General features: G+C 67.4%; 13 protein-coding genes. 4 read left to right on the top strand and 9 right to left on the bottom strand.

The features are described from left to right. Positions 1 to 24 precede the first annotated feature (24 nt). Positions 25 to 984, bottom strand: a complete 960-nt coding sequence (locus AzCIB_RS17290; RefSeq protein WP_050417017.1) for a LysR family transcriptional regulator ArgP — start codon at positions 982 to 984, stop codon at positions 25 to 27. Positions 985 to 1,080: 96 nt separating this feature from the next. Between AzCIB_RS17290 and AzCIB_RS17285 the strand changes: the two genes are divergently transcribed. Then, entirely contained in the window at positions 1,081 to 1,722 is a 642-nt protein-coding gene (locus tag AzCIB_RS17285) for a LysE/ArgO family amino acid transporter (RefSeq protein ID WP_050417016.1), read from the top strand. Positions 1,723 to 1,911: 189 nt separating this feature from the next. Beyond that, positions 1,912 to 2,991, top strand: a complete 1,080-nt coding sequence (locus AzCIB_RS17280; RefSeq protein WP_050417015.1) for a hypothetical protein — start codon at positions 1,912 to 1,914, stop codon at positions 2,989 to 2,991. 27 nt (positions 2,992 to 3,018) lie between these two features. Here AzCIB_RS17280 and AzCIB_RS17275 read toward each other — a convergent pair whose 3' ends face one another. After that, the gene (locus AzCIB_RS17275; RefSeq protein WP_050417014.1) at positions 3,019 to 3,699 is read right to left on the bottom strand and encodes a hypothetical protein; all 681 of its coding nucleotides are present in this window, start codon (positions 3,697 to 3,699) and stop codon (positions 3,019 to 3,021) included. Positions 3,700 to 3,866: 167 nt separating this feature from the next. On the opposite strand from AzCIB_RS17275, the gene AzCIB_RS17270 reads away from it, so the two are divergent. Next, positions 3,867 to 4,961: an FUSC family protein gene (locus AzCIB_RS17270; protein ID WP_050417013.1), complete on the top strand. Its 1,095-nt coding sequence runs from the start codon at positions 3,867 to 3,869 to the stop codon at positions 4,959 to 4,961. Here the strand turns inward: AzCIB_RS17270 and AzCIB_RS17265 are convergent. The 4 genes from AzCIB_RS17265 to AzCIB_RS17250 all read right to left on the bottom strand — a co-directional run bounded on the left by AzCIB_RS17265 (position 4,954) and on the right by AzCIB_RS17250 (position 8,488). Further along, on the bottom strand, positions 4,954 to 5,706 hold the full coding sequence (locus AzCIB_RS17265; RefSeq protein WP_050417012.1) for a gamma-glutamylcyclotransferase: 753 nt from the start codon (positions 5,704 to 5,706) through the stop codon (positions 4,954 to 4,956). The two genes, AzCIB_RS17270 and AzCIB_RS17265, sit on opposite strands and share 8 nt — an antisense overlap. Before the next feature lie 90 nt (positions 5,707 to 5,796). Next, on the bottom strand, positions 5,797 to 6,375 hold the full coding sequence (locus tag AzCIB_RS17260) for a YceI family protein (RefSeq protein ID WP_050417011.1): 579 nt from the start codon (positions 6,373 to 6,375) through the stop codon (positions 5,797 to 5,799). A 194-nt stretch (positions 6,376 to 6,569) separates the two neighbouring features. Continuing rightward, on the bottom strand, positions 6,570 to 7,016 hold the full coding sequence (locus AzCIB_RS17255; protein WP_050417010.1) for an SRPBCC family protein: 447 nt from the start codon (positions 7,014 to 7,016) through the stop codon (positions 6,570 to 6,572). A gap of 269 nt (positions 7,017 to 7,285) precedes the next feature. Beyond that, entirely contained in the window at positions 7,286 to 8,488 is a 1,203-nt protein-coding gene (locus AzCIB_RS17250; RefSeq protein ID WP_050417009.1) for an ammonium transporter, read from the bottom strand. 308 nt (positions 8,489 to 8,796) lie between these two features. Here AzCIB_RS17250 and AzCIB_RS17245 point away from each other — a divergent pair, with 308 nt between their 5' ends. After that, complete coding sequence (locus AzCIB_RS17245; RefSeq protein WP_050417008.1) at positions 8,797 to 9,717, top strand: DMT family transporter; 921 nt, start codon at positions 8,797 to 8,799, stop codon at positions 9,715 to 9,717. Here AzCIB_RS17245 and AzCIB_RS17240 read toward each other — a convergent pair. From AzCIB_RS17240 to AzCIB_RS17230, 3 genes are read right to left on the bottom strand one after another with little or no spacing between them, the layout of a single operon-like run. Further along, entirely contained in the window at positions 9,714 to 10,496 is a 783-nt protein-coding gene (locus AzCIB_RS17240; RefSeq protein ID WP_050417007.1) for a gamma-glutamyl-gamma-aminobutyrate hydrolase family protein, read from the bottom strand. The genes AzCIB_RS17245 and AzCIB_RS17240 overlap by 4 nt on opposite strands. Then, positions 10,493 to 11,620, bottom strand: coding sequence for a YbdK family carboxylate-amine ligase (locus AzCIB_RS17235; protein WP_050417006.1), 1,128 nt, complete (start codon positions 11,618 to 11,620; stop codon positions 10,493 to 10,495). The genes AzCIB_RS17240 and AzCIB_RS17235 overlap by 4 nt, the downstream gene beginning before the upstream one ends. Then, complete coding sequence (locus tag AzCIB_RS17230; RefSeq protein ID WP_050417005.1) at positions 11,617 to 12,819, bottom strand: cation:proton antiporter; 1,203 nt, start codon at positions 12,817 to 12,819, stop codon at positions 11,617 to 11,619. The genes AzCIB_RS17235 and AzCIB_RS17230 overlap by 4 nt, the downstream gene beginning before the upstream one ends. Between the last annotated feature and the right edge of the window lie 29 nt (positions 12,820 to 12,848).

The following is a 12,848-nucleotide window of genomic DNA, read 5'->3' as shown; positions in this document are numbered from 1 at the left end:
CTGACGCCGCCCGTGCCGGATAGGTTACGACGACGGTGACGGCCGGCCTCCGTCGGGTGACAGCTCGCATTCCGTGATCTCGCGCGCTTGCTGGCGCAAGGCATTCCGGGCGACCGCCCGCACCGCGGACGTCAGCGCATTCAGGGCCTGTGATCCCAGGCGCCAGCGGTGCCAGTGGAGCGGCACGTCGAGGTAGTGGCCGGGCGCGATCTCGGTGAGTTCGCCCGCCGCGATGGCCGACTGCGCGAAATGCTCGGGCACCATGCCCCAGCCCAGCCCGCGCTTCGCGAGCGCGACGAAGCCATGTACCGACGGCACCATGTGGGTCGGCGGCTGCAGCGTCTCCGTCGTGAAGAGTTCGATGAACTGCTGCTGCAGCGCGTCCTTCAGGTTGAAGCGCAGCATCGGCGCGCTGCCGAGGGTGGCGGCATCGACACCGGTCGGGAAATGGCGGGCAACGTATGCCGGCGAGCTCGCCGCGAGGTAGCGCATCACGCCGAGGGGCTCGACCGTGCAGCCCTGGATCGGCGCCGCGTTGGCGCTCACGGCTGCCATCACGGTGCCCTCGCGTAGCAGCGCGGCCGAATGGTCCTGGTCCTCGACGCGCAGGTCGAAGCTGATCGGCGGCTCGGCCGGCATGGCGTCGAAGACCGCCAGGAACCAGCTGTCCAGCGAGTCGGCATTGACCGCGATGGGCATCCGCAGGGGCGCCTGTATTGTGGTGTCCGCGCCGCCCAGCATGCCGAGCATTTCCGACTCGAGCAACGCCAGCTCTTCCGTGTAGCGCACCAGCGTTTTTCCGGCATCCGTCGCTTGGCAGGGGGTGGCGCGCCGGATCAGCACCTGCCCGAGGCGCTCTTCCAGCAGCTTGATGCGCTGGCTCACCGCCGAGGGCGTGACGTGCAGCCTGCGGGCGGCCGCTTCGAACGAACCTTCGCGGACCACCATGGCGAAGGCCGCAAGCTGGGCGTTGTCGATGTTCATGATTTAGAAAAATTAACGATAACGTAAAAAGTTTAGTTTTTCTGATCGATTGTCGCCCGCTAGAGTGGCTTCGACAACCTTCGTCGAGCCCGTTTCATGGAAACCCAATTTCTGGCCGGATTCCTCGCCTCGCTGGCGCTCATCGTCGCGATCGGCGCGCAGAATTCCTTCGTGCTGCAGCAGGGCATCCGGCGCGAGCACCTGTTGCCGATCACGCTGATCTGCGCGTTGTCCGATGCGCTGCTGATCGGTGCCGGGATTGCGGGCCTGGGCGCCCTGATCCAGTCCAGCCCGGCCCTCCTGGCCCTTGCGCGCTACGGCGGTGCGGCCTTCCTGTTCATCTATGGCGCGCTCGCCGCCCGGCGCGCGTGGCACGGTGAGCGCTTGCACGTCGAGGCGGGGGCGCCGGTGCCGCTGGCGACGGCCGTGGTCACCTGCCTCGGTTTCACCTTCCTGAACCCCCACGTGTACCTCGATACGGTGGTTCTCCTCGGCGGCCTCGCGAACCAGCACGGCGAGCAGGGGCGCTGGGTTTTCGGCGCCGGCTCGGCCGCCGCCAGCCTGCTGTGGTTCTTCGCGCTGGCCTACGGCGCCCGCGTGCTGGCCCCGCTCTTCGAACGCGCGCTGGCGTGGCGCGTGCTCGACGCCTTGATGGCGCTGGTCATGTTCGTGCTGGCGGCCAGCCTGCTGCAGGAAAACGGCGTTGCGGCCATCGCTGAGGTCGGCGCCGGGCGATAGGGGCGCGGCGTTGGGGGCGTGCTGGTTCGTTGCCGGCGACAAACTTACGCTTCGTGGCGCGGTGCCGGGATTTCCACGGTGGGCGGATTACATTTCATGCCAGTCGTCTATTCTTCGATATGAATCCGACGGCGGCGTGACGCGTACGCCCCCGCCGCGACATCTGTGCGACTACGAGGAGGGGATTCCTTGGCGAGCCTGCGCTTGGTGGTGCGCATCGCTGCGTGCCTGGCACTGTGCCCGCTTGCCGTCCCGACGGCAGCGGCGGCCGACTGGCAATGCGATGCCGGATACGTATGGCGCGATGCCTTCCCCGGCGACTACGTGTGTGTGACGCCAGACGTGCGCGACAACGTGCGGCGCGACAACGACCTCGCGACCTCGCGTCGGGCGCCGGGAAGCCTGAATCCGGGGGCCTGCAGTCCGGGCTTCGTCGCGCGCGAGGCCTATGCCGGCGACACCACCTGCGTCACGCCGTCCGGGCGCGACAGGGCGCGCCGTGAAAACGAACTGGCCGACAGGCGCCGCAACCGCAGGGGCGGACCCGACGGCCTGGACACCTGCCTGCCGGGCTTCGTGTGGCGCGAGGCGTCGCCGACGGATTTCGTCTGCGTCGATCCTGCCGCGCGGCAGCGCGTGCGCGACGAGAACGCCAACGCCGCGAACACGCGTGGCAGCCGTGCCTGCCTGCCCGGATACGTGTGGCGCGAAGCATCGCCAACCGACCACGTGTGCGTCGAGCCGGCGGAGCGGGAGCAGGCCGATGCCGACAATCGCGCGTACGAAACACGCGCGCGCACGCTCGGCGGGGCGTGCGACCGTTATGCCGAGGAGGCCGTTGCCCGCTACAACGAGATGGCCGCGCGTAGCTGTGGCTTCTCGGGAGCGCACTGGCAGGGCAATCCCGCCGTGCACCGGGAATGGTGCACTCAGGCGACCCGCGCCGAGCGCGACGACGTGGACGTGATGCGGCGCGAGGAACTTCGGGGGTGTGCGTTGCTGGCGGCGGAGTCGGAGCGGCCGTCGTGGGAACAATGTGCCGTGAGCGCCGTCATTGCCAACCGCGCGTGCCTGAACGGCGACGGCTCGCCGTCGGACATCGCGGCGGGCAGGCTGTCGTCCGTGGGTTGCGGTAGCAACGCAGACAATGCCCGGCTGCGGGCAAGAATCGGCTTTGGCGGGCGTTTCTGCCTATTGGCAGACGGGACGACCGACCGGGGATGCTGCACTTACGAAGAGCAGATCATCCCCGGTTGCCTGTGCCCGTAGGCGCTGGCCGTCAGCCTGCCGCTGCGCTCACTTCTCCGCGAAGCAGTAGAGCAGCCCGTCGCCGCCCGTGCTCTGCAACGCCGTCTGGCTGCAGCCGCCGCGCGTCGGGTGGGCCGAGTTCCACGATGTCGCCCACGCGTCTCCGGTCGGGCCGGCGCGGTCGTGGTGGCCGGTCATCGCCATGCCCTCGTCGCCGCCCTTCGTCCAGTTTCCGCAGGTCATGTCATCGAACGGCGGGCTGGGCGGGAAGGCCGTCCCGTCGGGGCGCGAGCCGGTGAGGATGTCATGGCGGTTGGGCTTCTCGGTGCGGCCGTTCACCATCTGTCCCTTCTCATCCAGCAGGGTGGCCTTGGTCAGGTTGGAATGCGGCGAGTGCAGTTCGTCGACATTGCGCGCGATCAGCACGCCTTTGGCATTGAACCAGGGGCCGGTGCCGATGCGGTCGCGCGCGTGCACGACATTGGTGTCATTGAGCGCCGGGGCCTGCGTGCTGAGATAGGCGCGCCAGCTGCGCTTTCCGGCACCGGCCGCCGCGGCGAGCTTCTCGCAATGCCGGTCGGCACCTTCCAGGCCACCGAGATTCGCACCATTGCCGGGGCCCGCGCTGGTGACGAAGAAGGACATGTCGATCGCCGCGGCAGGCAGCGACGCGCCCAACATGACCAGGGTTCCCGCCAGAATCCTCACCGTCTTCTTCGTGTTTTGCATGAATTCCTCCTTCCTGGGGTTGGTGGAAGCATTTAGATGGAATGTCTTCGGATCGGTTCGCGGGACATGTGCATGGGCGTATTGCAGTGCCCCGGCGGCGGCATCAGCTTAACGCTGGAATTGCGCTACCCTTGCACCCTTACGTCCGCACTCGAAAAGCCCGACTCATGACAGTCCCCGGTAGGTGGAGCAGGCTCGCGGCGCTGCTCCGTGAAGAACTGCGCCAGCTCATGACGATCAAGCCGAGCGACCGCCCGTGGCAGATGCCGTTCGCCGCGGCGCTGGCCACGGGCCTGCCGCTGCTGGTGGGCGCCTGGTTCGACCGCATGGACTATGGCCTGATCTCGTCGCTGGGCGGGCTGGTCTTCCTGTATCTGCCCGAAACGCCGCTGCATCATCGCATGGTCGCGCTGATGGCGAGTGCGTTCGCGATGACGGCGAGCTACGCGCTGGGGGTGATGAGCCACCTCGTTCCGCCGGTCATGATGATGGTGCTGACCTTCACCGCGATCCTCGTCACGATGGTGTGCCGCTTCTACCGCGTCGGGCCGCCGGGGAGCCTGTTCTTCATCATGGCGGCGTCGATCGGCGCGTATTCGCCCGGCGACCTCCTGGAGGTGCCGCTCAAGGTCGGTTTGTTTGCGATGGGCTGCCTGCTGGCGAGCCTGATCGCGTTCTTCTACAGCGTGTATATCCTGCGCCGGCGCGATCCCAGTCCGGTCGAGCCGCTGCCCGCGCCGACCTTCGATTTCGTCGTGTTCGACTCGGTTGTCATCGGCCTGAGCGTCGGCGTGTCGCTCGCGCTCGCGCAGCTGCTGCAACTGGAACGGGCCTACTGGGTGCCGGTAAGCTGCCTCGCGGTGATGCAGGGCATGAATCTGCGCGCCGTGTGGGACAAGCAGATGCACCGCCTGCTCGGCACCGCCATCGGCATGCTCGTGTCGTGGGGCCTGCTGAGCCTGCCGCTGGACAAATGGTCCATCTCGCTGGTGATGATCGGGCTGGCCTTCGTCGTCGAAACCGCCGTGGTGCGCCACTACGGCTTCGCGGCGATCTTCATCACGCCGCTGACGATCCTGCTGGCGGAGGCCGCGACGCTGGGGCACGGCTCGGCCACCGAACTGATCCAGGCGCGCTTCTTCGACACCCTGCTCGGTTGCCTGGTCGGCTTCGCCGGCGGCATCTGCCTGCACAGCCCGCGTTTCCGGGCCGTCGTCGGTGCGCAGATGCGGCGGCTGGTTCCCGCGCGCCTCTTCAGTTAGCCGGCGTCGCCGCGCATCCGGTGCGCGGGCCGATGCCGACCAGGCAGGCAAGGCGCCTGACATAGTCGTCCGTCACGCTCAGGCGATCGAGCTGCTCCACCACCTGGCGGAGGTAGTCGAGATTGGTGCCGCGATTGCCGCAGGCATGCATGATCACGTTCGCCACGTCATCGAGCGGCATTTCCGCTGCCCCGTTTTCATCCGCGGGGTCCGACACCAGCACCAGGGCGTCGAGCGCGCCCTGGGGCGTCGAAACCGGCAGGATGCTGGGCTGGTACCCGCCCAGGATCATTTCCCTGCGCCAGAAGATGAGGGATTCCCGCTCGAGCAGCGAGCGTTCGATCCTGAAGGCCAGGCCATCGCAGCGTCCCGCCCGCGGTTCCAGCGACAGGACCAAGCCGGGGTGTTCGGGAGATCCGCGTCCGATCGTGGTCTTGTGCGTGAAGCGGCGCTGGTAGCCCGGCAGCGAGGCGCGACGCACCTCGGCGAAGTGAAAGCCCGGATCCCACATCAGCGATCCGTAGGCGAAGATCCACAGGTCCTGCGACGCCGCGATGCCCGAGAGCGTGGCACGGCGGGATGCTTCGAGGGCGTCGTCCGACACCCGCCAATTCGCGCCGAGGCCGCGGGCGTGCGCCTGGACATCCCACGCGGCGAGCATCTCGTTCGAGATGCGCAGCCCGGACGCTTCCGCGCCGACGATCGCGCCGTGCAACTCGGGGAGGTACCGGAATGCGTCATTCATCGATTTCCCCTGTTGCCGGAAGGCGGTCGTCCCCCGCCGGCGGGCGGCGGGCGCCCCGCGAAGGGCGCCCGCATCCGGCGAAGGTTTCGCTCAGCCCTTGACCGCTTCGAGCGAGATCGTGACCGTCACGTCGTCGCCGACGTGGGGGGCGAACTTGCCCGCGTTGAACTCGGAGCGCTTGATCACGACGCTGGCGTCGGCGCCGATCGCGTCCGCCTTCAGCATCGGGTGCGGCATGTTGATGAAGTTCGTCACCTTCAGCGTCACCGGCTTGGTCACGCCTTTGATCGTCAGGTTGCCGTCGATGCTCACCGGCTTGTCACCCTGGAAAGTCACCTTGGTCGACTTGAAGCTCGCGGTCGGGTACTTCGCGGTGTCGAGGAAGTCCTCGCCCTGGATGTGGCCGTTGAAGGTCGCGTAGCCGGTGTCGACCGACTTCATGTCGATCACGACGTCGACCGCGCCGGTCTTCGCCGCCTTGTCCAGCACCACGGTGCCGGTCGTCGAGTTGAAGCGGCTCAGCTGCGTCGACATGCCGAAGTGGCTGTACGAGAAGCGCGGGAAGGTATGCGTGCCGTCGACCGTGTAGGTTTCCGGCGCGGCCAGTGCGGGAGCAGCAGCGGCGGTCGAGAGGGCGATGGCGGCGAAGAGTTTGGCGAAGTTGTGCATTTGAAGGCTCCAGTTGGATAAGGGATCGAGGCGATTCGTCCAGCCGCTTGTTCGCGGCGTTGGGTGAACTCTACGTGCGTCGATCTCGGCCAAAAAGACAACAATCGCAAATATTAGATTGCTAAATGCGCAACAATTCGATATCCGGAGCGGCTTCGCTCGCTGCGCTCCGGATCCGATGGGCGCGCAGGGTTTCAGTCCGGAATTTCGGGCTCGACGAGCCGCGCCAGATGCTCGAGCGACTCCTGCCAGCCGAGGTAGCAGAACTCCACCGGAACCGCCTCGGGGATGCCTTCCTGCACGATGTTCATCTCCGCCCCGCAGACCACCGCGCGCAGGGTGACCGTCGTCACCATCTCGCCGGGCAGGTTCGCGTCGTCGAACTTGTCCGTGTAGCGGATGCGCTCGTTCGGCACGAGTTCCAGATAGCTGCCGCCGAAGGACTGGCCGTTGCCCGTGCTGAAATTCCTGAACGCCATCCTGAAGGTGCCGCCCACCGTGGCATCCAGGTGGTCGACCGTGCAGGTGAAGCCGTTGGGCGGCAACCAACGGGCAAGGGCCTCCGCATCGAGGAAGGCACGGTAGATCTTCTCGGGTTTTGCGCGCAGCACGCGATGCAGGCGGACGGTACCGGTAGGCATGATCGCTCCTTTCGTCGGGGTTGGATTCGCGGCTGTTGTCGCCGCTTCTCGTACCTTAGAACCGCAGGGCGAAAAAGCGAGGGCTTGCTCCCGCACGGGACGCAAGTTCGATTGACTCCCCCGGTCACGACATCGATCCCGCGTGCGGTGACGATCGCGCCGCGCACGCAAGGGGCAAAAAAATGGCGCGACCCTGGTCGCGCCATCTTCATCGGGCCGGCCCGGCTGGCTTCATTCCGCTCCGGGCAAGCCGATTTTCTCGTCCCAGCTCACCACGAGGTCTCGTGCTCTGCGGTCGACGAGATCTTGTGGATCGAGAGGTCGGCGCCGGCGAACTCTTCTTCCGGGTCGAGGCGCAGGCCCAAGGTTGCGCGGATCAGCCCATAAACCACGACGCCGCCGGCGAGCGCGATGGCGATGCCGCCGAGGGTGCCGATGAGCTGGGCGGCGAAGCTGACGCCGCCGATGCCGCCGAGGGCCTTGGTGCCGAAGATGCCGGCGGCGATGCCGCCCCAGGCGCCGCACAGGCCGTGCAGGGGCCACACGCCGAGGACGTCGTCGATCTTCCAGCGGTTCTGCGCGATGGTGAAGAGCTGCACGAAGAGCACGCCGGCGATGGTGCCGACGGCGAGCGCACCAAGCGGGTGCATGAGGTCGGAGCCGGCGCACACGGCGACCAGGCCGGCGAGGGGGCCGTTATGCACGAAGCCGGGGTCGTTCTTGCCGGCGGCGAGCGCGGCGAGGGTGCCGCCGATCATGGCCATCAGCGAGTTGAGGGCGACGAGGCCGTTGATGGCGTCGAGGCGCTGGGCGCTCATGACGTTGAAGCCGAACCAGCCGACGGCGAGGATCCACGCGCCCAGCGCAAGGAAGGGGATGCTCGACGGCGGGTGCGCCGAGATCTGGCCGTTCTTGTGGTAGCGGCCGCGGCGGGCGCCGAGCAGCAGCACGGCGGGGAGCGCGATCCACCCGCCGAAGGCGTGCACGACCACGCTGCCGGCGAAGTCGTGGAACTTCGCGCCGAACGCGCCTTCGAGCCAGTCTTGCAGGCCGAGGTTGCCGTTCCACACGATGCCTTCGAAGAAGGGGTAGAGGACGCCGACGATCAGGAAGGTGGCGATGAGTTGCGGCATGAAGCGCGCGCGTTCGGCGATGCCGCCCGAGATGATCGCGGGAATCGCGGCCGCGAAGGTGAGCAGGAAGAAGAACTTCACCAGCTCGTAGCCGGAGTTGGCGGCGAGCTGCTCGGCGTTGACGAAGAAGCCGTTGCCGTAGGCGAGGGAGTAGCCGATCAGGAAGTAGGCCAGGGTCGACATCGCGAAGTCGCTGAGGATCTTCACGAGGGCGTTCACCTGGTTCTTCTTGCGCACGGTGCCGAGTTCGAGGAAGGCGAAGCCGGCGTGCATCGCGAGCACCATGATGGCGCCCAGTAGAACGAAGAGGACGTCGGCGGATGTCTTGAACTGCTCCATTGGTGTGCTCCGGATGGCGTGAATGGTCGCTTGTAGCAACTCGCGTGCCGATTGTGTTGTTGCGATAAAACAATGGCTTGCAGGCGTAACGCACGAATTTGAAGCGTGTGCAGCCCCGATGTGGTGCGCGAGCATGAAAATGCGCACGAAACTGGGGCGTTCTGTCCCGCGGCGCGTTTGTTATGGTGCGCATCCATGCAACATGATGGGGCGGCCGGCTCGGGTTGCTGGCCGCGTACAATCAATGGGCAAATTGCATACAAAATACGGGTTCCGTGCCGACGGTACCCCGACTCCGGGATTCGCTGATGATTCGTGATCGCAGGCTGCTGGTCGCGGCGGGGGTGCTTCTTCTCCTCTCCCTGATCTGGGGCTACAACTGGGTGGTGATGAAGAAGGTGCTGCGCGACGTCGATCCCTTCGACTTCTCCGCGCTGCGCACCTTCTTCGGCGCGCTCTCCCTGTTCGTCGTGCTCGCCTTGCGCAGGCGCTCGCTGCGGCCGGTGGCGCTGGGCGGGACCTTGTGGCTGGGTTTGCTGCAGACGGCGGCGTTTACGGGCCTGATCCAGTGGGCGCTGGTGAGCGGCGGTGCGGGCAAGACGGCGGTGCTGGTGTACACGATGCCGTTCTGGCTGCTGATGCTCGCGCGCACCTTCCTCGGCGAGCGGATGCGCGGCTCGCAGTGGGTTGCGGTGGGGCTGGCGTTCGCCGGCCTGATGCTGATTGTGGAGCCGTGGACCTTGCGCGGCGATTTGCAGAGCACGCTGCTGGCGGTCCTGGCAGGGTTGGTGTGGGCTGCGAGCGCGGTGTGGGCGAAGCGGCTGCGCGGCAACGTGCAGATCGACCTGTTGTCGCTGACGGCGTGGCAGATGCTGCTCGGTTCGCTGGTGCTGTGCGTGATTGCGTGGCTGCTGCCGTCCGAGCCGCCGCGCATCACGCCTTATTTCGTCGGTGCGCTGGCGTACAACGCGCTGTTCGCGACGGGCCTGGCGTGGCTGATGTGGCTGTTCATCCTCGACCGCTTGCCGGCGGGGCTGGCGGGACTGTCGTCGCTGGTCATTCCCGCGGTGGGGGTGTTGAGCGGCTGGATCGAGCTCGGTGAGCGGCCGAGCACGATGGAGTCATGGGGCATGGTGTGCATCGGCGCGGCGCTGGTGGGGATCAGCGCGATCGCGATGCGCGGGCGCAATGCGCTGCCGGCGCGCGCGGATTCGGGGACGAGGGGCTAGCCGCGGGCGCGCTCGGCGGCGTCGAGGAAGTCCTGCAGGATGGGGCTGCCGTCGAGCAGGCCGCCGGCCCCGCCGTGGAATTCCGGGTGCCACTGGCAGCCGAAGAGGTAGCCGTTGCCCTGCCAGCGGATCGCCTCGACGACGTTGTCGCCGCGCGAGTAGGCCTCGATACGCAGGTCGGAGCCGAGGTCGCGCACGGCCTGGTGGTGGATGCTATTCACGAGGCCGCCGGCGGTGCCGCCGTACAGCGTGGTGAGGCGGCTGTCGGCGACGAACTCGATCTCGTGGTGGTGCTTGTCGTAGAGGTCGACATCGCGGTGCGCGGTAGCGCCGGGCACATATTCCGAGATGTCCTGCCACAGTGTGCCGCCGCACGCGACGTTGATGAGCTGCGCGCCGCGGCATACGCCCAGCACCGGCTTGCCCTGGATTGCGAATTCCCACAGCAGCTCGATCTCGTAGAGATCGCGCACGCGGTCGCCGGTCCATTCGGGGCGCAGCGGTTCCTGCCGGTAGGTGGTGGGGCTGACGTCGGCGCCGCCCTGCAGCACGAGCCCGTCCAGGACGCTGACGTAGTCGTGCACCGAGATCTGCGCCCGCCGCAGGCCGAGGTGCTGGCCTATGGTGGGCACCATGAGGACGAGCGCGCCGTGCGACATGATCCAGTGGGCCATCGACTGTTCCAGGTACTGCAACGTCTTGCCCGGAAAGCCGAGTTCCGCCGGCGGCGTGTGCAGCAGGCGGGCCGAGAGGCCGATGCGCAGCGGAGTCCTGCTCACATTGCCTCTCCTCCCATCCAGCGGGCGCACTGATTCATCACGAGTTCGGGCAGCGATTCGCCGCCGGTGTGGCGTTCGCGCAGCCAGGCCGCGTCGTTGCGCCCTTCGCGCACCTGACGCAGCAACTCGCCCAGCGCGCCGTCGCAGCCGAGCTCGATGGCGTGCTGTTCGATGCGGGCGAAGCTGGCCTCGATTTCCTCGGCGATGGTGCAGTGTTCGTGTGTTTCCGGATGCACGTAGGTGCCGGCGAAGCCGAAGCGGCAGGCCTGGAAGCGGTTGAAGGTGTAGACGAGATAGTCGTCCTCGGCGAGCCGGATCGGGCGCTCGATCATCAGGTAGCGGGCGATCGACTGGATGTAGGCGGCGATCGCGGCGGCGCGGCCGACGGTGAGCGGGGTGTCCATGACGCGGACTTCGATGGTGCCGTATTCGGGCTTGGGACGGATGTCCCAGTAGAAGTCCTTCATGCTCTGGACGACACCGGTGTCGCTCATTTTGCGGAAGTAAGCCTCGAAATCCTGCCAGGTCTCGACGAAGGGGGCGCGACCCGACAGGGGAAAGGCGAACACCGAGTTGAGGCGGGCGGACTGGAAACCCGTGTCCTTGCCCTGCACGTAGGGTGACGAGGCCGACAGCGCGATCAGGTGGGGGATGTAGCGCGACATGCCGTGCAGCAGGTAGAGCGCGGCGTCGGGGCCCGGGCAGCCGATGTGCACGTGCTGGCCGAACACGGTGAATTGCTTGGCGAGGTAGCCGTACAGGTCGGAGAGATAGTGGAAGCGCGGCTTGTCGAAGATGCGGCGCTCGCTCCAGTCCTGAAAGGCATGGGTGCCGCCGCCGCAGATGCCGATGTTGAGCTTGCGTGCGGCGTCGGTGAGCGCGGCGCGCAGGGCTTCCAGCTCTGCGGCGACGCTGGCGTAGTCGTTGCAGATGCCGGTGGATACTTCGATCATCGAGCACGTCATCTCGGGCTTGACCTCGCCCGGCACGTCCTTGCTCGCCATCACGCGCAGCAGGTCCTCCGCGGAGGAAACGAGGTCGTAGTCGTGCGTGCTGACGAGCTGCAGTTCGAGTTCGACGCCCAGCGAGAGGGCGCGCGAGGAGGCAAAGTTTTCCAGGCTCATGACGTTTCTCCGCGACGGGTTTCGCGTACGCGGATCAGTGCCCGCCGGGTCGCGATCGGCCCGAGGAGGCCCAGCACCACGGTCATCGCGATCACGATGGGCATCAGGCGGGAGCCGAATTCGGGATACAGCAGGCGCACATCCACGGCCTGCAATAGCGCCAGCACCGACAGGGGCATCAGGCCGACGCCTAGGGCGAGGCTCTTGCGCAGGTCGAGCCCGCTGGGCGGGCCGAAGGCCATCGCACCGCCGAGCTTGCCCGCAGCGCGGGCGAGGATCGCGAGGAGTCCGATTCCGGCGCCGGCGAAGAGTTCGCCGGCGGTGACGGCTGCGCCCGCGAGCATGAAGGCGACGATCACCAGCACGCCGCCGAAGCTGCCGAACTGCTGTGGCCACAGGTGGGGGCGCCGGTCGCGCCACTTGATCAGGGCGCCGGCGAACAGCGGCGCGAGCGCGGTAGGCAGGCGCAGCGCGCTGAGCAGCGCGATGGCGGCGAGCAGCAGCGCGATCATCGCGACAAGGCCCTGCTCGGTGGCCGGGTCGACCAGTCGGCGCAGCCCGAGATAGGCCGCGGCGATGACCGCACCGGCCAGCGCGGAGCCGAGCAGCAGGTAGAGGGGGTGGAGCAGCGCGAGCTGCCAGCCCGAGTGCACGCCGTGCAGGGCGCCGACGAGGAGCTTGAGCAGGATCACCGACACCGCGACGTTGAGCGCGCACAGCGCGAGCAGGCGGTCGGTGGTCTGGCCGGAGGCGCGCAGCTCGTTGGTGACGTGCATGAGGATGACCGGCGAGGTGCCGACCGCAATCGCGGCGACGGCCAGGGCGACGCCCGCGCCGGTGCCTGCGGCCCACAGCGCACCGAAGGTGAGGGCAAAGGTGAGGGCGATTTCTCCCGTGCTCGTCGCGACGACCCAGCGGTTCGCGGCGAGCCAGCGCACATCGAGGCGGATGCCGAGCTCGAACAGCACCAGCGCGATCGTGAAATCGATGACGAGGCGGTGGCCGGCAAGGTCGTTGATGTCGAACCAGCCCAGCACGAGCGGGCCGAGCACGAGGCCGGCGAGGGCATAGCCGCTTACGCGCGGCAGGCCGAAGCGCCCGCCGGCTTCGCCGACGAGGGCGGTGAGCACGAGGGCGATCGCAACGGGAAAAAGGGCGCCAAGCGCCAGTGGCCAGTCCGGCCAGATCAGCAGATCCATCGAGGGGAGTCCTCCGAAGCCGGTGTGGT

Source organism: Azoarcus sp. CIB (assembly GCF_001190925.1).
Taxonomy (GTDB): domain Bacteria; phylum Pseudomonadota; class Gammaproteobacteria; order Burkholderiales; family Rhodocyclaceae; genus Aromatoleum.
Note: the sequence above shows the minus strand (reverse complement) of the source record. Positions and strands in the feature narration are given on the sequence as shown.